This is a genomic window from Streptomyces sp. NPDC048290 (assembly GCF_040652095.1).
GTDB lineage: Bacteria > Actinomycetota > Actinomycetes > Streptomycetales > Streptomycetaceae > Streptomyces.
Map to the genome: position 1 here is coordinate 278,741 of NZ_JBEZLM010000004.1, position 19,767 is coordinate 298,507.

The 19,767-nt window shown below is 68.6% G+C and carries 17 protein-coding genes and 1 tRNA gene; 4 read left to right on the top strand and 14 right to left on the bottom strand.

What is annotated here, in order from left to right:
* Positions 1-16 precede the first annotated feature (16 nt).
* From AB0D49_RS08615 to AB0D49_RS08635, 5 genes are all read right to left on the bottom strand, one after another.
* A complete protein-coding gene (locus AB0D49_RS08615) occupies positions 17-1,486 on the bottom strand; it encodes a penicillin-binding protein 2 (protein WP_362752945.1) in 1,470 nt (489 codons plus the stop codon).
* Complete coding sequence (locus AB0D49_RS08620; RefSeq protein ID WP_362752948.1) at positions 1,483-2,922, bottom strand: FtsW/RodA/SpoVE family cell cycle protein; 1,440 nt, start codon at positions 2,920-2,922, stop codon at positions 1,483-1,485. Before AB0D49_RS08620 ends, AB0D49_RS08615 begins: the two co-directional genes overlap by 4 nt.
* A 27-nt stretch (positions 2,923-2,949) precedes the next feature.
* Positions 2,950-4,518, bottom strand: coding sequence for a protein phosphatase 2C domain-containing protein (locus AB0D49_RS08625; RefSeq protein ID WP_362753425.1), 1,569 nt, complete (start codon positions 4,516-4,518; stop codon positions 2,950-2,952).
* Positions 4,519-4,650: 132 nt separating this feature from the next.
* Entirely contained in the window at positions 4,651-5,160 is a 510-nt protein-coding gene (locus AB0D49_RS08630) for an FHA domain-containing protein (protein WP_362752951.1), read from the bottom strand.
* Positions 5,161-5,170: 10 nt separating this feature from the next.
* On the bottom strand, positions 5,171-6,070 hold the full coding sequence (locus AB0D49_RS08635) for a DUF3662 and FHA domain-containing protein (RefSeq protein ID WP_362752955.1): 900 nt from the start codon (positions 6,068-6,070) through the stop codon (positions 5,171-5,173).
* Between the two features lie 539 nt (positions 6,071-6,609).
* On the opposite strand from AB0D49_RS08635, the gene AB0D49_RS08640 reads away from it, so the two are divergent.
* A tRNA-Leu gene (locus tag AB0D49_RS08640) sits at positions 6,610-6,696 on the top strand.
* A 201-nt stretch (positions 6,697-6,897) separates the two neighbouring features.
* Here the strand turns inward: AB0D49_RS08640 and AB0D49_RS08645 are convergent.
* Both AB0D49_RS08645 and AB0D49_RS08650 read right to left on the bottom strand, forming a co-directional pair.
* On the bottom strand, positions 6,898-8,679 hold the full coding sequence (locus AB0D49_RS08645; protein ID WP_362752958.1) for a hypothetical protein: 1,782 nt from the start codon (positions 8,677-8,679) through the stop codon (positions 6,898-6,900).
* Positions 8,680-8,682: 3 nt separating this feature from the next.
* Positions 8,683-9,594 carry a hypothetical protein gene (locus AB0D49_RS08650; protein ID WP_362752961.1) on the bottom strand — a complete coding sequence of 304 codons (912 nt, stop codon included), beginning with the start codon at positions 9,592-9,594 and terminating at the stop codon, positions 8,683-8,685.
* 180 nt (positions 9,595-9,774) lie between these two features.
* On the opposite strand from AB0D49_RS08650, the gene AB0D49_RS08655 reads away from it, so the two are divergent.
* Positions 9,775-10,017 carry a helix-turn-helix transcriptional regulator gene (locus tag AB0D49_RS08655; RefSeq protein ID WP_362752964.1) on the top strand — a complete coding sequence of 81 codons (243 nt, stop codon included), beginning with the start codon at positions 9,775-9,777 and terminating at the stop codon, positions 10,015-10,017.
* A 221-nt stretch (positions 10,018-10,238) separates the two neighbouring features.
* Here the strand turns inward: AB0D49_RS08655 and AB0D49_RS08660 are convergent, their stop codons facing one another.
* Positions 10,239-10,895, bottom strand: coding sequence for a hypothetical protein (locus AB0D49_RS08660; RefSeq protein WP_362752966.1), 657 nt, complete (start codon positions 10,893-10,895; stop codon positions 10,239-10,241).
* A gap of 185 nt (positions 10,896-11,080) precedes the next feature.
* Positions 11,081-13,738 (bottom strand): TniB family NTP-binding protein, encoded by a 2,658-nt coding sequence (locus tag AB0D49_RS08665; RefSeq protein ID WP_362752970.1) that lies wholly within the window; start codon positions 13,736-13,738, stop codon positions 11,081-11,083.
* Positions 13,739-14,009: 271 nt separating this feature from the next.
* On the opposite strand from AB0D49_RS08665, the gene AB0D49_RS08670 reads away from it, so the two are divergent.
* Positions 14,010-14,462, top strand: a complete 453-nt coding sequence (locus AB0D49_RS08670) for an NUDIX domain-containing protein (RefSeq protein WP_362752973.1) — start codon at positions 14,010-14,012, stop codon at positions 14,460-14,462.
* A gap of 22 nt (positions 14,463-14,484) precedes the next feature.
* The gene (locus tag AB0D49_RS08675; RefSeq protein WP_362752976.1) at positions 14,485-14,949 is read left to right on the top strand and encodes a hypothetical protein; all 465 of its coding nucleotides are present in this window, start codon (positions 14,485-14,487) and stop codon (positions 14,947-14,949) included.
* Positions 14,950-15,084: 135 nt separating this feature from the next.
* Here the strand turns inward: AB0D49_RS08675 and AB0D49_RS08680 are convergent, their stop codons facing one another.
* The 5 genes from AB0D49_RS08680 to AB0D49_RS08700 are packed head-to-tail and all read right to left on the bottom strand — an operon-like array spanning position 15,085 to position 19,700.
* Complete coding sequence (locus AB0D49_RS08680) at positions 15,085-16,311, bottom strand: acyl-CoA dehydrogenase family protein (protein ID WP_362752979.1); 1,227 nt, start codon at positions 16,309-16,311, stop codon at positions 15,085-15,087.
* Positions 16,308-17,204 carry a branched-chain amino acid transaminase gene (locus tag AB0D49_RS08685; protein WP_362752982.1) on the bottom strand — a complete coding sequence of 299 codons (897 nt, stop codon included), beginning with the start codon at positions 17,202-17,204 and terminating at the stop codon, positions 16,308-16,310. The genes AB0D49_RS08680 and AB0D49_RS08685 overlap by 4 nt, the downstream gene beginning before the upstream one ends.
* Positions 17,205-17,230: 26 nt before the next feature.
* Positions 17,231-18,877, bottom strand: a complete 1,647-nt coding sequence (locus AB0D49_RS08690; protein WP_362752985.1) for an AMP-binding protein — start codon at positions 18,875-18,877, stop codon at positions 17,231-17,233.
* Positions 18,874-19,449 carry a ferritin-like domain-containing protein gene (locus AB0D49_RS08695; RefSeq protein ID WP_362752989.1) on the bottom strand — a complete coding sequence of 192 codons (576 nt, stop codon included), beginning with the start codon at positions 19,447-19,449 and terminating at the stop codon, positions 18,874-18,876. Before AB0D49_RS08695 ends, AB0D49_RS08690 begins: the two co-directional genes overlap by 4 nt.
* Positions 19,446-19,700: an acyl carrier protein gene (locus AB0D49_RS08700; protein ID WP_362752992.1), complete on the bottom strand. Its 255-nt coding sequence runs from the start codon at positions 19,698-19,700 to the stop codon at positions 19,446-19,448. The genes AB0D49_RS08695 and AB0D49_RS08700 overlap by 4 nt, the downstream gene beginning before the upstream one ends.
* Positions 19,701-19,767: the final 67 nt, after the last annotated feature.

The following is a 19,767-nucleotide window of genomic DNA, read 5'->3' on the forward strand; positions in this document are numbered from 1 at the left end:
GGGATCGTGACCAGCGTCACTGCTTGGCGTTGATGACCGCCTCCATCACGCTCTTCGCGATCGGCGCGGCCAGACCGCCACCGGAGATGTCACCACGGTTGGCGTTCTCGTCCTCCACGACCACGGCCACCGCCACCGGCGACCCGTCACCGGTCTTGGCGTACGAGATGAACCAGGCGTACGGCTTCTCGCTGTTGTCCACACCGTGCTGCGCGGTACCGGTCTTGCCGCCGACCGTCACCCCGTCGATCCGGGCCGCCTTGCCGGTGCCGTCGTTGACGACGGTCTCCATCATCGACTGGAGGATCTGCGCGTTCTCCGCCGACAGCGGGGTGCTCAGCTCCTCCGGGTCGGTCTGCTCGATGGTGTCCAGGCTGGGCGCCTGGAGCTTGTCGACCATGTACGGCTTCATCAGCTTGCCGTCGTTGGCGATCGCGCCGGCCACCATCGCCATCTGGAGCGGCGTGGCCGCGGTGTTGAACTGGCCGATCGAGGACAGCGCGGTCTGCGAGGGGTTCATGTCGTCGGAGAACACCGACGCGGTGGAGCGCACCGGGGTGAACTGCTCCGAGGTGAACCCGAACTCCTTCGCCGTCTCCAGCATCTTGTCGTTGCCGAGGTCGGAGCCTGCCTTGCCGAACACCGTGTTGCAGGACCACTGGAGCGCCACCCGCAGGGTCGCGTTCTTGCACGGGATGTTGCCGTCGTTGGGCAGCTCCGTGGTGGTGCCCTCCATGACCCACGGGTCCGGCGAGTCCGTCTTCTCGTCGGCGTCCGGGTACAGCCCGTGCTCCAGCGCCGCCGCGGCCGTGACCACCTTGAACGTCGATCCGGGCGGGTAGACCTCGCGCAGCGCCCGGTTCAGCATCGGGTCGTCCGGGTTCTGCTTCTTCTGGAGCCCGTTCCACGCCTTGGCGTCGTCGTCCGAGTAGCCCGCGATGGTGGCCGGGTCGTAGGACGGGTACGAGGCCAGCGCCAGGATCTTCCCGGTCGACGGCTCGATCGCGGCCACCGCGCCCTTGCCCCGCTTGGCCAGCCCCTCGTACGCGGCCTTCTGGGCGGCGGAGCTGAGGGTGGTGACGACGTTGCCGCCCTCCTTGTCCTTGCCGGTCAGCATCCCGAGGGTGTTGCGGAAGAACAGCCGGTCGTCGTTGCCGGTGAGGATGCCGTCCTCGATGCTCTCCAGCTGGTTGGCGCCGAACGCCTGCGAGGTGTAGCCCGTCACCGGCGCCCACATCGGGCCGTCGGTGTAGGTGCGCAGATACTGGAAGTCGCCGCCCTTGGCCTCGCGGTGACCGGTGATCGCCTTGCCGTCCACGATGATGTCGCCGCGCGGGGTGGCGTACCGCTCGATGGCCACCCGGCGGTTCTTGGGGTCGCTCGCCAGTTCGTCCGCCTTGACGTACTGGAGCCAGTTGTCCCGCAGCAGCAGGGTCAGGATGAGCAGACCGCAGAAGATCGCGATACGGCGCAGGGGCTTGTTCATGACGGGCGGACCACCTGGGTCATCTCGGCGTCGGGGTTGGGTGCCGGAGCGGGCGCCGGGCGGCGGGCGGTGTCGCTGATCCGGATGAGGATCGCGATCAGCGCCCAGTTGGCGATCACGGACGAACCACCGGCCGCGAGGAACGGCATCGTCATACCGGTCAGCGGGATCAGGCCCATCACACCGCCGGCCACCACGAAGACCTGGAGGGCGAAGGCGCCGGACAGGCCGACCGCGAGCAGCTTGCCGAACGGGTCGCGGGCGGCGAGCGCGGTGCGCACCCCCCGCTCCACGATCAGCGCGTAGATCACCAGAAGGGCCATCAGCCCGGCCAGCCCCAGCTCCTCGCCGAAGGTGGCGAGGATGAAGTCGGAGTTGGAGGCGAACCGGATCAGGTCCGAGTGGCCCTGGCCCCAGCCGGTGCCCAGCGTGCCGCCGGAGCCGAACGCCCACAGCGCCTGCATGGCCTGCTCGGAGTGGCCGTCCACACCCTGCTGGCTGAGGGTGTACTCACGCATCGGGTCGAGCCACGCGTCCACCCGCATCTGGATATGGGGCTCGAAGGTCGCCACGCCGACCGCGCCGACCGCCGACATCAGCAGACCGAAGACGATCCAGCTGGTCCGCTCGGTGGCGACGTACAGCATGATGACGAACATTCCGAAGAACAGCAGCGAGGTGCCGAGGTCCGTCTCGAAGACCAGGATCAGGATCGACACCACCCAGACCACCAGGATCGGGCCGAGGTCGCGTCCGCGCGGCAGATACAGGCCCATGAAGCGGCGCGAGGCCAGGGCCAGCGCGTCCCGCTTGACCATCAGATACCCGGCGAAGAACACCGCCAGGACGATCTTCGCGAACTCACCGGGCTGGATGGAGAACCCGGCGACCGAGATCCAGATCTTGGCGCCGTAGAGGTTCTTGCCGAGGCCCGGCACCAGCGGCAGCAGCAGCAGGACCAGCGCGAGCACCATGGAGATATAGGTGTAGCGCTGGAGGACCCGGTGGTCCTTGAGGAGGATCAGCACGCCGATGGCGAGGGCGATGCCCAGCGCCGTGTACATCAGCTGGTTCGGTGCCGCGCTGCCCGCCTGGCCGATCTCCTGGAGCAGCGGCGACTGGTCAAGGCGCCAGATGGCGACCAGCCCCAGCCCGTTCAGCAGGGTGGTCAGCGGCAGCAGCAGCGGGTCCGCGTAGGGCGCGAACTTGCGGACGACGAGATGGGCCACGCCCGCCAGCAGGCCGAGGCCGAGGCCGTAACCGAGCAGCCCGGCCGGCACCTGGTCGTTCATGGCCAGACCCACATTGGCGTAGGCGAAGACCGGGATGGCGACGGCGAAGACCAGCAGCGCCAGCTCGGTGTTGCGTCGGCTGGGCGCGCCGATGGCGCCGATCGTGGACGTGTGCTGCGTCGACGGGTTGGTAGTACTGCTCATCGTGTGACAGGGCCTCTCACGGCGTGCTCACTGCGTACCGCAATTGGAGACGACCTTCTGCTCTTCCTCCGACAGACTCGGGCCGGGGCTGGGAGTGGTCGCGGTCGGGGACGTGGACTGGTCGGGATTCGGAGACGCCTGCCCCGACGGATTGGTCGAAGGGGTCGAGGTGTTCGGCGTCGGGGTCGGTGTCGCCTTTGACGTGAAGGAGGAGCGTGTGGTTCCCGTGCTGCCGCCCGCCTCCCCCTCACCGGAGGCGGAGTTCTTGGCGCTCTCGGCCGCCTGCCGGTCCGCCTGCTTCTTGCAGGCGGACGCCTGGAGGGCCAGCTCGTCGATCTTGGACTGGGCGTTCGACAGCCCGCCCTCGGCGATGGTCGCCTCCACCATCTTCTGCTGGTAGGGCGGCAGGTACTTGAGTTCGATCTCGGGATGGTCGCGTTCGACCTCCGAGAGCGAGACCCACGCCAGGTCCTGGCTGATGCCCCGGTACAGCGCCACATGCTCGCCGTTGGTGCCGACGTAGTACTGCGTCTGGGTCCAGCGCCAGCCGCCGTACAGTCCGCCGCCCACCACCGCCAGCGCCAGCACCCCGTACACCGACCGCTTCAGCCAGCGGCGCCCTTTGCGGGGCTTGGCGAACTCGTCGTCGCCGTAGCCGAAGCCGTCGGTGGGGATGTAGCCGGTGGTGTCGCCGGAGCCGGGCGGGCCGAACTCGCCGCCGCCCTGGCCCGGCACCTGGCGGCGGCCGAGCCCGGAGGCGCGCCCGGCCGGGGTCTGCATGATCCCGTTGTCGCTCAGCTGGCTCTGGTTCTCGGCCACCGCGCCGACCACGACCGGGGCGTCGGACAGCTGTCCGGCCAGGGTGTCGGTGGTGTCCAGGTCCAGGACGTCCGCGACGATCACGGTGATGTTGTCGGGCCCGCCGCCGCGCAGCGCCAGCTGGATCAGCTCGCCCACGGTCTCCTGGGGGCCCTGGTAGCTGGCGAGGGTGTCCTCCAGCGTCTGGTGCGAGACCACCCCGGACAGACCGTCGGAGCAGATCAGGTACCGGTCCCCGGCGCGGACCTCACGGATCGACAGATCCGGCTCCACATGGTCGCCGCTGCCCAGCGCGCGCATCAGCAGGGAGCGCTGCGGATGGGTGGTGGCCTCCTCCTCGGTGATCCGGCCCTCGTCCACCAGCCGCTGCACCCAGGTGTGGTCCTGGGTGATCTGGGTGAGGACGCCGTCGCGCAGCAGATAGGCGCGGGAGTCGCCGACATGGACCAGACCGAGCCGCTGGCCGGTCCACAGCAGGGCGGTGAGCGTGGTGCCCATGCCCTCGAGCTGGGGATCGACCTCGACCATCGCGCGCAGCTGGTCGTTGGCGCGCTGTACGGCGGTGCCGAGCGAGGTGAGCAGGTCGGAGCCGGGAATGTCCTCGTCGAGGGCGACGATGGTGGAGATGGCCTCGGAGGAGGCGACCTCGCCCGCGGCGGCGCCGCCCATGCCGTCGGCGATGGCGAGCAGCCGCGGACCGGCGTAACCGGAGTCCTCGTTGCCCTCCCGGATCATGCCCTTGTGCGATCCGGCGGCGAAGCGCAGTGACAGACTCATGCCCACCTCGCCCGTCGGCTCCGGGTACAGCCGGTCGTGTCGAGCCACACTGCCCACCCTCCGGTCGGGAGCGCGCAAGGGTCCCGGGTGAGGACCGCCGCTGCGTGCTCGCTCCGCTCGCTCATTCTTGTACTACTTCCGCAGCTCGATGACCGTCTTGCCGATCCGGATCGGCGCACCCAGCGGGACCGGGGTGGGTGTCGTCAGCCGCCCGCGGTCCAGGTACGTGCCGTTGGTGGAGCCGAGGTCCTCCACGATCCACTGGCCGTCCCGGTCCGGGTAGATCCTGGCATGGCGGCTGGAGGCGTAGTCGTCGTCCAGCACGATCGTGCTGTCGTGGGCGCGGCCCAGGGTGATGGTCTGGCCCTGGAGCGCGACCGTGGTGCCGGTGAGGGTGCCCTCCGTCACCACCAGCTTGGTGGGCGCGTTGCGCCGGGACCGGCCGCCGGCCGGTTGCTGGCGCTGGGGCGGCGGGGTCTGGCGGGCCGTCTGCTGCGACCGCCCCGACTCCCGCCGGGACCCGCGCTGTGTGACGCGGGTACCGAACAGATCGCTGCGGATGACCTGCACGGCCACGATGACGAACAGCCACAGTACGGCCAGGAAACCCAGCCGCATGACCGTGAGGGTCAGCTCTGACATTGCCCCCGGATCACCCTTCGGCTTGCCTATAGATAACGGTGGTACTGCCCACGACGATCCGTGAGCCGTCGCGGAGCGTAGCGCGGGTGGTGTGCTGCCCGTCCACCACGATGCCGTTGGTGGACCCGAGATCCTGGATCGTCGAGGGCGTTCCGGTCCGGATCTCGCAGTGCCGGCGGGAGACGCCGGGGTCGTCGATCCGCACGTCGGCCTCGGTGCTGCGGCCCATCACGAGCGTCGGGCGGGAGATCTGATGGCGGGTGCCGTTGATCTCGATCCAGTGTCTGGTGCGGGCGCCGGACCCGGCGCCGGGGCGCTGTCCGGCGGCGGCGGGCTGCGGATAGCCGTACCCGCCGCCCTGTCCGCCCTGTCCGCCTTGTCCAGCGGGGCGGGGGCCGCCGGGCGGCGGTGCGGCGGGCATGGGGGGCGCGCCCGCGGGCTGGGCCGGGTAGCCGGGGGCGCCGCCGGGGCGCGGCCGGGCGGCGGACGGGCCGGGCGGGGGCGTGATCGGTCCGGAGGGGCCGGGCTGGCTGGTGGAGGAGGCGAGCGTACGGCTGCGTACCCGGTACAGACCGGTGTCGAGGTCCTCCGCCTTCTCCAGATTGACCTTGATCGGCCCGAGGAAGGTGTAACGCTGCTGTTTCGCGTAGTCGCGCACCATTCCGGCCAGCTCGTCCCCGAGCTGCCCGGAGTAGGGGCTGAGCCGCTCGAAGTCCGGCGCGCTCAGCTCCACGATGAAGTCGTTGGGGACGACGGTCCGGTCCCGGTTCCAGATCGTGGCGTTGTTGTCGCACTCGCGCTGGAGCGCGCCGGCGATCTCCACGGGCTGGACCTCGGACTTGAACACTTTGGCGAAGGTGCCGTTGACCAGACCTTCGAGCCGCTGCTCGAACTTCTTCATGACTCCCATGGGGCACCTCCTCCGTCGTTGCCACTGTGGGTACTGCGGGTAGTGCGGGTACTGCCGGTGGCGCGGGCGCTGCGCTGTGTGGCGCTCCGCTTACCGTTCCTGCTTACTTGGTACTGCTTACTGATCGTATCCACGCGCCGCTCAATCGGCTGGTTCCCCCTGTCGGGCCGGTCGAAGGGTTTCGACGCCTGCGACCGTTCCCGCTGGAGCGCCTCTTCGAACTCCTCGCGGCTCCTTCCGGCTCCTTCAGGGTCCTCGCGGCTCCTTCCGGGTCCTTCCGGGGCGTGGCTCTGCCCAAGGATCGTAGAGGCGGACGCGATCCAGTGTCCCGCACCCGGCTGTGCGCTCTTCCCGGCTCCGGGGGAGACGGGGGTACCGGTACGAGGTTGATACGTGGGGCGGACGGGGCCGGTACGCGGGCCTCGGGCGGGCCCCGGGGCGGCGATAAGGGATGTGAAGCCACCCCTCCCCCCGTGCTAATGTTCAGCATGTCGGAAGGCCCCAGCCCGCAAGAGCCGGAACCGGAAGACACACCCAATGCGCGGGTGGCGGAATAGGCAGACGCGCTGGATTCAGGTTCCAGTGCCCGCAAGGGCGTGGGGGTTCAACTCCCCCCTCGCGCACCATGGAGCACCGACGAAAGTGCTCTAGTTGCACCGACGAAACGGGCCCATCGTGATCACGATGGGCCCGTTTCGCTATGCCTGGGCAGGTCGGGCGGGGTGTGATGGTCCTTACACGCATGACTGCCCGGCGGCTGGCGAGCCGCCGGGCAGTCGATCTTCGTGGTTGTTGATCTTTAGTGGGCTGTTGAAGTGTGGGCAGTCTCACTCATCGGGCTCGGTCGTTTCTGGCTCGGCGACGTAGCCCTTGGGGGTCCAAGTGCCCAGTGGCTTGGTCTTGCGGCGGCGGGTGGGCCGACGGTGGGGTCGGTCGCCGTGGAGGGCGATGGCGTTCGCCCAGGCGGTGAGTTTGCGGCGGTTGGCATGGGCGAGCTGGAAGGCCAGCAGAAGCGTCTGTGCGGCGATGCCGCGGATGCGGCGCGTGCCAGCGTCTTCGAGGCGTTCGTAGAGGCGGTCCTTGGCGTAGCCATTGATCCCTTCAACGCTGTTGCGGAGCCGGAAGTAGACGCGCTGCCAGGTTTCGGAGCCGTATTGGAGGGGCTGCCACTGGTCTGCGCCGGACTCGGGCGGGACTGTGATGGTGCGCTGCTTGCAGCACGGGGGTGAGCCCGCGGGGCTGGGCGCGGGGTCGACGAGAGGCAGGTGGATGCCGCGGCCGAGGGTGTGCTTCTTGAGGGGGCACTGGGTGCGGCTCGCTTCGGCGGGGCACATCACGCGGCGGTGGCCCTCGGCGTCGGGGCGCTGCTTGGGCATGAAGAGGTAGGCGGCGCGGGCGCGGATGCGGTTGATCCAGGTCTGCTTGTCGATCTTCTCGTCGACCAGGTCCTTGGTGGCGTTCTTGAGTTCGTTGGGCATGGAGGGGCAGTACCAGTTGCCCTCGACGAGTTGCGCGCCGGCGAAGCCGGCCTGCACGCCGAGCTGGTCCTTGGCGTAGTCATAGACGGGCTCGTAGCCCATAGCGCGGATGGGCAGCTGGAAGTTCTCCGGTTTCTGGCCGTTGTAGGCGCGGTCGCCGGCGAGATAACCACGCGGCAGGCTGTCGTCGATCTGCTGGAGGGCTTCGACGGCCACCTGGCCGGGGCGGTGGCTGGGCTTGTCGACGGAGAAGGCGATGACCAGGGCGGGGACGACGTCGGGGTTGGCCGAGCCGTCGGGCAGGGGGAGGCCGTCGTGGTCGGGGTCGCGGGCGATGACGAGGGAGGCGTCGTAGCCGTACAGGCGCTTCTTGATGCGGTCCGTCTTCTTCTGGAGCTTGGCGCCGTTCTTGTCCTGCTGGGCGGGGGCGAGGTCGTCGAGCGCGAGGGGGTCCTTGTGCTTGGCGGTGCGGACGTACCAGGCGGCGTCGGGGTCGGTGGAGGTGACAGGGCTGTCGGAGGCGAGACCCTTGGCGTAGGTGCCGATGACGGTGGCGTCGACGCAGACCGAGCCGTCCCAGTGGCCGTCCAGGAGGGGCCGGGCCTCGCGCAGGGACATGTCCAGGACCATGTTGCTCACACGGAGCATGAGCGTGCGCCTGCGGGTGAGCTCGGCCGGCTCGGCCTGGGCGAGGAGTTTCTCGGCGTGGCGGCGTGCCAGGCGGTGGTTCTTGGGCAGCGGTGAGGGGTCGATGGCGTCGAGGACGCTGTGGATGCGGCGGCGGACGACGGCATAGGCGGACTCGAAGCCGCGGTCGTGGTCGGGGTAGTGGTGCAGGCCGAGCCGTTGGCGCATCTCGTCGGAGAGCGCGAAGTACAGAAGGTTGGTGACACGGGTAAATAGGATGACGCCGCCATCGCGGGCAGCGGTCAGGCACATGCCGACGAAGAGGGCCTTGATCGGGAGGGTGCAGGGGCTGCCCGTCCGGCGGGCAACGAGTGGTTCGATCTCCTCGACCAGACCGGAGCCGGTCACTTCGTTGATGATGTTCATGACCTCGCGGTCGGGGACGGGGACGCGCTGGGAGCGCAGGCGGGCGATGTGGGCGTGGCGGGCGAGACTGCGGTTCACCTGTCAGAACTCCTTCAGTGCGGCGGCGGCCTGTTCGGGCGTGAGGTTGCGGACGTAGGGCAGTACTCGGTCGATCGAGCGCAGGGTGGTCAGGCCTGCTGCGGCCATCAGGGTGGGCAGGTGCATGCGGGCATCAATGGCGTCGACGAGCCAGGTGGCTCGGGTCCGCCCCATGACCAGGGGCGGGCTGCCGGGCGGTTTCTTGGTGCGGGCGAGGAAGTTGGTGACGGTGTTCGTGCCGCGGGCGTGGCTGGAGGGTCGGAAGAGGTGGCGGGCTTCACCGGGGCGGGAGGCCCAGGCGGTGGCCTCGGTCAGGACCGGGGCCCAGGCGGTGCGGCACAGCACCACCCGGGATCGAGTCCCGCGGACGGCAACGCCGACGGCGCCGTTGGGTGCTTCGCGCACGTCGTGCGTGCGCAGCGGGATGACCTCGGGTGAGTCCAGGCCGCAGCCGAATCCGAGGGCCAGCAGCGTGAGCAGGCCGTAGCGCAGTTCGTCGGTGGGCTGGGCGCGGGCGTGGGCATACAGCTGGGCCTGTTCGGATCGTGTGTAGGGGCGGGAGGAGTCCGAGCCGGAGTAGGCGGCGGGCTGGCCTGTGACCAGGTCGGGGCCGAGCAGGGCGCGGCGCAGTTTGTTGAGACGGCAGCGGCGGTTGGAGCGGGAGGACTCCTCCACGTGCAGGCAGCCAGTGGCCAGGTACCACTCGATCGCTTCGGGGGTGACCAGGTGCTCAGCCCGAGTGGGGCGTCCTGTGCCGTACGCGTGGGCGGCAGCGTGTGCGAGGGCGCCGAGCCAGTCGCGTGCTTCCTTCGGCGTGGCGGGCTTGGCCTTGGCCACCGCGCGGCGGCAGTCGGGGCCGATGTGCTCCCAGACGGGGCCGGGAATTCTGGGCCGGTACTGGTCAATCGCGTCCATCGAGATTCTCCACCAGGAAAGAACACCAGGAGGGGTGTTTTTGGAATAGCATGTGGTGGAGAAGGTGGCCGCTGTCATGCCAGGAGGTCCGGATGGGCGACACTCTTCGCTGTGCCACGAGGAGACAAGCGAAGCCGGAGCCCTGCCGAGTACCTGATCGATGGCGCGTGGCCGCACGCCGTGCTCGATGACCACCACGGGGCGCGGGTCGCGCAGGAGGTGGCGGCGCGGTTGCGCAGGGCGATCGACGCGCGTGGCTGGTCGATCGCGGAGGTCTCCCGCCGCACCGGGGTGTCACGGATGACGATCTCGCAGGTGCTCGACGGCGTGGTGTGGTGCGACCTACTGACGATCGCGAACCTGGAGAAGGTGCTGGAGGTGGACCTATGGCCCGGCCGGGAGCCGGGCAATCCTCCGGAGTGAATTCGCATGGACATTCGGATCCCTCGAACTGGCTCTCGTGAAAGAGGCAGGAGAATGTGGCCGAATGCCGGACACGCCCGGTCGGAGCCGGGTAGTGTCGGAAGCGGCCTTAGCGGGTCATGACCGCCGCCGCGGACCACAGTTGCCTCTGGGTCCGTAAGCGGCGGCGGTCTTTTATGGGCAGCGATGCTGCCCGGCCATTGTGTGGTCGGTGGTACGGGTCAGGCGAATTTCCAGTTCATGCGCGGGCGGTAGTAGACGTGCGGGTCGTCCTCGCGGGTGACGCGTTCCAGGGCGCCGATAACAGTGAGGGCCTGCAGACAGTTGCGCAGGCTCTTACGGTCTCTTGGGTTTCTTGGAATGCCGAGGACTTTGGCGATGTCCTCACTGCCCCACGGGAGGTCGGGGCGGGAGGCAATGACGTTGAGGACCTGCTGCCGCTTGCGGCTCCGGATGATGATCTCGGGCACTGGCTGTCCCTCATCCGCCGGCGGTGGGGGCGTGGGCTCGCCGCAAGCGGATGGTTCCGCGCCCGGCATGGAGGTTTCCCCCTCGTGCGGGTCCGGGACAATGCGTAGTGTGACCGGAGGCGCGGTCTGCACGGTGGTGAGGATGCCGTGCTCCATGGCGCGTTCCTGCATGGCTCGCAGCCGCGACCCCACCCCCACCAGGCTCAGAGCCTCCTCACGGTCAGCGATCAGCAGCTCGCACTTCTCGGTTTCCTCACGCGCGGCTGCTCTGTGCTTTTCGGCAGCCGCTTTGTGTTCTTCGATGGCGGCTTTGGAAACTTCGATCCGTGCGTCGTACTGACGGACCACATGCTCCGCTTCGTCCCCGAAGTCTGCCGGGGGACTCGGGAAAGTCTCCTGGTACGTCATGCGCACCACGGTAGGGCCGTCGGAGAGGGGCTGTCTGGCTTTTGGGTGGCCAGGTGGCTGTCTTATCGGCGACGGGCCTTCTATCGTGGCTTTTTCTCGTCCACGTGTTCGCTCTGCGATGTTACGTGCGACTGGGTGAGGGATTTCGGGGGCTATAACGGGTCTCTTATCCGGGTCTTTGTTGTTCAGGAAGCCCGCACTGGCTGGCTGCACTCGGCTCCGCCTGCCTGGCCGGGGAGGGGCAACTCGGACAGCAGCGTGGCTGTGAGCTGTTCCGTGCCCTCGCGGACGGCCCGGACGGCTGCGGTGCGCAGCAGGAAGGCCAGCCGGCCCACGTTGCCGCCGGTGCGCCGGTGGAGCAGGCCGGCCTGTGCGGTGAGACTGCCCGGTTCGTGTGCGTACAGGCGCAGTGCAGCCTCGGCTCCGCAGACAACCTGCTCCCAGTCCGCGCCCAGCGGCAGCGCAGACAGGTGCACAGACACCAGTCGGCGCTGCGCAGCATGCGTCACCTCGGCGGAGAGAGCATCGGGGGCACCGATTCCAGCGAATGCGAAGGTCGCCGGAACGCGATCGCACAAGTAGTCCAGGACGTCGGCGACGGCTGCGCCGAACCGGCTCGGACCGCGCAGGTTGTGGACCTCGTCGATGAGGACCAGTCTGGTCCGGGCCGTTTCCATCGCCTCGCTGACCCGGACCACCAGGTCGGCGGTCGTGGACGAGCCGCGCACCGGGACGCCGAGGCATCGGACCAACTCGGCCAGGAGCAGACGCGGTGAGGTGGCCGGAGCCAGCCGGACGTAGACCATCGGAACAGTCCCGCCGTCCGGATCCTGGGTGGCGCAACGGCGGGCCGCTTCCCACAGGGCCGTGGTTTTGCCGGTACCGGACTGCCCTACCAACAGCACCCCGTAACGGGCGCCTGACGCACGGCTGTTGACGGCCAGCACGTCCTCGATCCGCCGCACAGCGGACGAGACACCAGGCACGCGCAGGGGGAGCTGAGCGTGGTAGGCCACGCGGAGATCCTCGGGCAGCGTGCGCGTGCCGTCGTCCAGGGGCGGGAGCGGGGGCGGGAAGAAGGCTGTCCTCCAGTCCTGCAACGACTGCCCGCCGACGGTGACGGTGTGATGCGCGGCCGGGTCGGGAGCGGCTGCCCCTGTCCCACTCTGACCTTGACTCCGACCGGTGCGGGCGTAGACCTCGGTGCTCTCAAGTGGGGCGTGATGCAGGGTGGGTTGAGCAGCGGACCAGTCGACCGGAGGCTCGGCATGAGCTGCGATCCATTCGTCGTCAGCGGCACGCAGCCACACCCTCCTGAGGTCGTACGGGTCCCACCGCACCTCGAACGTGCGACGGCGGCCTCCTGGCGCCTTCGCATGGCGCAGGGGATCCAGGGCCGGGGAGTCGTAGAGGCGCCCGCCGAGCCGCAGTCCCGAGGATCCGACCGCGCGCCGGGCTGCGGGCAAAAACGCCGTGAGCCGTGAGGGAAGGATGGGGATCGGAGTCCATCCCGCCGAAGCGGTCAGTGTCTCGTGGCGGGTCCGTGGGGTGTGCGCTCCGCCCGCGGGCGCGGTGGGCACGGGAGTGTCCGGCCAGAGGTGGGCCACCCACGCATCGAGCAGGTCCTGCACCATCTCGGGCGGCCATCCAGCCTCCTGCGCGGCCCGCCCGGCAGCGGAGAGCAGATGGTCGGTGAACAGCGATACGAAGCGCTGTAGCGTACGCTCCACGCCCTGACGGTCCACCGGCCGCAGGCGTCGCGCGAAGTCCAGATGGATCCCCAGATGGGCGCAAGCCTCGCGCAGCACACGCAGGCCAGCCGCGGTCGTGCCGTCGACGACGAGGGTGTGCGGGCGGACCGTCAGCGAGGGCGCCTCGCGCCACAGTGTGCCGCGGGCGGGTGCGGACGCCAGGGCGCCCCCGTGGGTCCACCGCCCTGGCGGGGCGCACATACGGGCGAGCAGCGTCGTGTGCAGCGGCGGCCGGTGCCCGGTGTGGACCACGGCGGTCGTAACGAGCCTGGTCGCCTCGTCGAGAGCGATCAGCAGCCGCAGGTGCTCGTCCCTGCCCTCCCCGGAGGGCAGGGACAGTTCGACCACGTCCAGATGAACGCGCTCGCCCACAGCCACGGCGGCCGGCCGACCGACCCGGCCCCCTGCCGCATTGGCGAGCAACCGGGCGGCCACGAGTCGGACGGCAGCCCGGGAGGGCCGGGGCACCTCGCCCGCGGCGATGGGCACGGCAAGCTGAGTCAACACCTGATCGTGCAACTGCTCGGTTCTCAGGTGCTGCCCCCGCAGCTGACTGGCGAGCAGGTCCTGCACGACCGCCTCCACTCGGGGGTGCACCGGGTCGTGGCCGGGTGTGCGCGGCCCGGCCCGGCCGTCGGTGAGACCGGCCAGCCCTTGCTGCTGATAGCGCTGCCGTTTACGCCGCACCGTCCGCGCCGACGCCCCGCGTATCCCCTGCTCGGCCAGCTCCCTGGCTTTGGCCTCCTCCCGCTCGGCCAGGGAGAAGCGGGCCGGATCGTAGGCAGAGCGCGGCGTCGTGCCAGGTGGTGCACCATAGGGCACCCCATCCAGCACCTCAGTAACGTGCCGACGCCACCAGCGCGCCTGCGCCAGCACTGACTCCGGCAGGGGCGGCGCCTCCTGCCGGTCGGGTTCGGTGCCGCGTCCGACGAATGCAAAGTCCTGCGCGGCCAGCAGCGTGAGCACGTCGATGTGTTCGGTGGCGCCGAGGCCGTCTAGCAGCGCCACACGCCCGCCGCACACGCCGGTCACCGTGCACTCGTGCCCGTCGAACCGGACCCGGTCTCCCACGACCAGCCGGTCGGGCCACACCGTGCTCCTCCCCTCCCCGCTCGTCCGCACCTGGCCGGGCCCAACCGTGCCGAGCCGGGCTCGCACGCGTTCACACCGCCCACGAGCCCGGACCATCACGGCTGGGTCCGGCCAGGCCTGCCTGGGTCATCCAGTGAACTTGATGCGCGGGCGCTGCCGCACGCACATCGCATCAAGTTCACTGGATGACCCACGGCGGATCCTGCCCCGCGCCACCCGTCTGGCACACATCGAGATGCTATTCTAATCACAGGCGGGCAGAGTGGCCGATGTGACAAGCCCAGGCTGCACGCCCGCAGCGCACCTCCGCCCCGTCGTCATCGACCCCGCCGCACGACGATTCCTGCTGGTGCCCAACCGCACCGTGGCCCCGGTCGCCTGGAGCGTTCCCGCGCATCCGATGCGGCCGGGCGAGTCCTTCCGCCGCGCCGCGGCACGCTGCCTGCGGCACGAACGGCGGCTGCCCGCAATGCGGATCGCCGCCGTCACCGGACGCTTCCCCGCCTCCGATCAGCGTCGGCACGAGGAGTACTACGTCCTGGTCGCTCCCGCAGCAAGGACCTGGCCAGGCGACGTATGCCTCCTGCCGGCACCGGATGCGCGGTGGTGGACGACAGCCGAACTGCGGGACGGCGGCGCGCGCGTGGAACCGGAAGCCCTGCTCGACCTCATCGACGGCTACTGGGAGGGATGGCTCCCCGACGGGGTGATCTCCCTTGAATGAGCCGAGAGAGAGGAGAGACGAAGTGCCCCTGCACGCCATCGAGATCGTGTTGTCCCGCGCGGTCGACGCGCTCGAGTTGAGAGCCGCGCAACAGCAAAGCCGACTGCCACTGGCGGCCTCTGACGACGGTGAGCGCCTGGTGGTCCTCGTGTCCGCGAAGGACGAGCGCAGAGCCGTACGGAAGATCTGGAAGCGGCTGGGATACGCACTGCCCGTCGATGTGCTCTGCGCGGTGTTCCCCGACCACGACGGCAAGTACCTCATGAGCATCCCGATGGAGCCGGACACCGAGCAACGGCTCCGAGGTCTCGCGGCAGACGCCGGCCAGGTCCCGGAGGAGTACCTCCAGACGGCCATCGCCCAGGCCCTGGCCCGCGACCGCTCTGCGCGGCGTACGCGACTGGCTTGTGCCCTGCGCGAGTTGTTCCGCGAGTTCACGCCTGAGGAAGTCACGGCAGAAGCGGCACAGCGCATCAATAGGGTCTGATGACTCGATGGCCAGTGACCGCCCGATTACAGGGCGGTCACCGACTGGAAGCGCGGTGGTGTCGGGGGTGCCCCTTCGCCCTCCTCCGTGAAAGCCTCCAGGTGAGATCTGAATGCCGGAAGGACCGAGGCCCCCTCAGTTGTCACGCACCAGAGGGCCATTGTGAGGTGCGTCGAGGGCCTCCAGACGTGCAATGAGATCGTCGGCCTCCGGATCGTGCCGGTCAAGGCCAGATGCGACCAGATCGGACAGGACCTCGTCCGTGCCGCCCCCGAGGCGCGCCAAACGGGTATCCCGCCAGAGGCGTTCGAGAGGGAAATTCTTCGAGTAGCCGCGGGCGCCGAAGAACTGCATGCAGGTGTCGATGATCCGGCCCGTACTCTCGCCAGCTGTGAGCTTGAGGGCCGAGATCTCGTGGGCGGGCATTTTGCCGTTCCGCTGGGCGAGGGAGACGAGTTCCGAGAGCCTGGACTCCAGGTTCCAAAGTTCCGCCCGACAGCTGGCCAGATTATGCCGGATCGCCTGTTTGTCCAGGATCCGTTGGTCGCCGAGCGTCCTGCGTCGCGCATAGGCGACGGCGAGTCGCAGGGCTGTGTCTGCCGCGGCCGTCAGCTGCGCGCAGATCGCCAGCCGCTCGAACTGCAGCAGATGCGTCGCGTACAGCAGTCCGATCCCAGGCCGACCCAACAACGCGTCGTGCGGCAGCATCACGTCGAAGGTGATTTGTCCCACGTCGCAGCCGTGCATGCCGACTGTGTCGAAGAAACCGTCGATGCTGACGCCTGGGTGATCCAGCGGCAGAAGGAAGAGGCTTAGGTCGCTCACGTGCTCCGGCTTCTCCGGCTTGGCCAGCACCAGAACGTAGTCGGCCCGGCCCACGTTGGAGATGTAGCGCTTGGTTCCCTTCAGTCGCCATCCGCCGTCCTCGGCGATAGCGGTGGTCCGCACACCGCGGAGGTTCGACCCGCCCTGAGGCTCGGTCGCTCCGAAGCAGCCGATGACCCGGCCGTCGAGCGCGTCCTCCAGCAGGGAGAATTGAGAGGGCGTCTCGCCGAGCCAGCGTAGGGCACCGATGAAGATCTCGCTGTGGCCCATGGCGACGAGAGCCAGTCCGCCACTGACGCGGCAGATTTCCTGGCACATGGCCACCAGCCGGGGAAGCCCTCCTTCGGCTCCGTCCTCCCACCGGCGCCGGAACAGACCGGCTCCGCCGAGTGCCGCGGGAGCCTCCCGAGGGGTGTGGCCCTCCCGTTCCCAGAGCGCGAAGGTGTCCTCTCCGAAGGAGGACAGCACCTTGCTGACCTCGGCCCGGTACACGTCCTGGTCGGTCTCGTGGCGCGTCAGCGCCGGTGCCCACGTCATGCGATGTCCTCCAGCCAGTCGGGGTAGCCCGCATCGTGGATCGCGTGGTGGAGATCCTCGGTCAGCGACGAGGTGAGTTCGCCGGGATCGCCCGTGCCGATGCGGCGTCCATCGACGGAGACCACAGGCACGACCCCGGCCGCGGTGCCCGTGAGGAAGCACTCCTGAGCCAGATAGAGATCGCTGCGGACCAGGTTCTCCTCCACCACCCGGATTCCGCGTGCGGCGGCGAGGGTCATGACGGAGTCTCTGGTGATGCCGCCGAGCGCCCCGCTCATCGTCGGCGGGGTCGACAGAACGCCGCCCCTGACGACGAACACGTTGTGTACCCAGCCGTCCGCGACGTATCCGTCGGCATTGAGCATGATCGCTTCATCGCAGCCCGATCGAATGGCTTCCGACTGAGCGAGAAAGGCATTGAGATACTGGCCCGTCGCCTTCGCCGCCGGCGGCAGAGAATTTGCGGTGATGCGCTGAAAGCTCGATATCTGAGCCGTCACACCACGATTCACCGGCTCACCGCTCAAGGGGCCGTGTTCGCTTGGTATGACGGCGGTCCGAAGCGGGGCGTGGAGCGGATTTGGGCCCTCGCCGAGAAAGGCAATCGGACGGAGATAGCAGTCCCCGAGCCCATTCGCTCGTACAACGTCGACGCAGGCCTGGGCAAGTTGTCCGGTCGAATAGGGCAGCTCCAAGTTGTAGACGGATGCCGAGCATGCGAGGCGGTCCAGGTGCTTGGACAGCCGGAAGGCCACGGTCCCGCGGTTCGTGGCGTGGCAGCGAATGCCTTCGAAGAATCCAATGCCGTAGTGCAGGCCGTGGGTGCTCACATGGACGGTCGCGTCCCCCCACTCGACCAACTCGCCGTCGAGCCAGATGAACTTCGCGGACATGGCGCTTCCTCTCTTGTAGGTGGGCCCTAGCGGAGTTCGGTGATGATGCGGCGTCCGAATCCCTCGTTTCCGGCGACGTCGCGGCACTGGGAGCGCTGCACTTTGCCGGACGTCGTCCTCGGGATGCTTCCGGGGCGGACCACCGTGACAGAGGTCAGTCGTGTTCCGATTGTGTGGCTCACCGAGGAGCGGATGCCCCGGGCCAGATCGGCCGCCGAGTCCGGTGCCCTGGCCAGGGTGCGGTCCACCTCGACGAACATGGCGAAGCGGTCCTTGTCGGCGGGATCCCGGAAAGCCGCGCAGGCCCTGACCTGACGGCCGCCGACGTTCTGGGCGACGGCCTCCGCGTCCTCCGCGAAGACGTTGTGCCCGGCGAGACTGATCACTTCGTTGCGGCGCCCCAGCACGAACAGCTCTCCGTCGTGGGTGAATCCCGCGTCGCTGGTGTCGTGCCAGTCCCCGCCGGAGGGGACGAAGCCGTCGGCGGTCTGATAGCCGCTGAACCGTGACTCGCCCGCGAGATGGATCGCCGTCGGTTCGAGACCTGTGCGCAGGCGCAGCTGGATGCCAGACAGGGGCACTCCGAGGGAGACATGCCCGCCCGGCCCGATCACAGGTCCGCGTCCCAGCGGATTGGAGGTGGTTCCGACCACGCCTTCGGCGAGACCGTAGCTCGGCTGGATGGCCTCCCAGGGGAAGCCGAGCGGCCCCGCGGTCCTATGGAAGTCCAGCAGTGTCTGCCAGTGGATGCGCTCCCCGCCGCTCAGAGACGCCCGCATCCTGGACAGGTCGAGCCCTTCCTCGTACGGCACGGCAGCGGCGAGCCGGTACGCGAAGTTGGGTGCGGCGCTGATGGTGGCCCGCTCGTGGGAGAGGGTGGTCAGCCAGCTCGCCGGCTGGGTCGCGAACGACGCGGGGGGCATGAGCACGACGTCGATACGGGCTGCCAGCCCGTACAGAAACATCGCGATCAGCCCCATGTCGTGGTACAGCGGCAGCCAGGAGACAATGCGGTCCCGTCCGTACTCCAGTTCCATCCCCGCGATACCCGCCTGTATCTGGCTGGCGAGTTGTTCCCGGCTGATGACCACGCCCTTGGGTGTGCCCATGCTGCCGGAGGTGAACTGGACCAGCGCGGCGTCCTGTATGGCGAGCTGTGGAACGGCGTGCCGGTCTTCCGTCGGCGCTGTGAGCGCCGACTGTGACAGGAGGCGCGCTCCGGGTGGGATCGGCAACTGTCCGGCGTCCGTGTCGCTGACGTAGAGATCGCAGCCCATACGTGCGAGTACCGGCGTGAAGCGTGCGGCGTAGAGCCCTTGGGCGTCGCGGGACATAGGGGGTACGGAGACCAGGCAGCCGCCGGCCATCCATGTTCCGAGGGCCGTTAGCACGGAGCTGAGGTCGTTACTGACGGTGCAGGCGACGTAGGTGCCCGGGGTCACGCCGGCCTCGCGGAGGCGAACCGCTGTGGCCGCGGTGCGGGCCATGAGGTCGGGGTAACTCAGCCGGATGGTGGACGAGCCGTCGGAGACCGTGAGGCCGTATCCCTTGGCGTCGTACGGCCGGACGATCTCCTCCAGGCTCGGATATGCGCTTGGGCTGCTCGGCCCCCGGAGGATGGTGTCCGCATCCTCTGTCTGCGTGTCACCTCGGCGACTCGGCGCCGTCGTCATGCCTGTGCTCCGGAGGCCGTTCCCTGCCTGACGGCCGCGATCTCGGCAAGCTCGGCCATGGTGCGCTCGTCGGCGACCAGCGCGCGGTCGATGATGTCCTGGATCCGTGGGTCGTGCAGGGCCCGGCTCTGCAGTTCCTCGTTTATGTAGGAGACGTGCCAGATTTCGTCCTTGAGAATGCCGCGCAGTGTCCTACGGATGACCGCGGGGATGTCCTGGACGTCCAGGTGCTCCTTGTACTGCTCACAGCCCCGGCGCTCGGAGACCCAGGTAAGCGCGAGTAGCTCGTCTAGGGTACGAGGGATGCCGAAGTGTTGGCCCAGCAGCGTTTGGTAGGGCTCATCGACCTCGACTATGTGGCCGTCCATCTCGCGGATGGCCTTGGTCCACAGCCAGGCATGCACGGCCTCGTCGCGCATGTGTCGGCTCAGGTTGTTTCGCAGTTCGAGGTTGTCCGCGAGCCTGCCGAGCCGCATGATCACGCCGGTCCCATGGACCTCGGCCGCGCGGTATTGATTGAGCAGGGCCAAGGGGTCGTTCTCTTCGTAGGCCATGTTCTGCTGTGCGATCACTTCTGACCTCCCGCGACCGAATCGGAAAGTTTCTTTGCGAGGCTCCCGACGGTATGGAAGTCCTTGACGGAACTCACATTGAGCTGCTGGCCCGTCTCCTTGTGCACCGCAGCCAGCAATTCGGCCGCGTCAAGGGAGTCGAAACCCAGATCGTCCACGAGATTCGTGTCGGGAGAGATGCTGTCAGGGGAAATCGGACGACCTCGGCAAATGAGGGACGAAAGGATCTCTACTGCCTTCTCTTCAGTCACTTCTATTCCTTTGCTGGGAGGCGCGCGTCGTAGCCTGGGTCTGAAGGGATAATCGGTGCTCACTCCA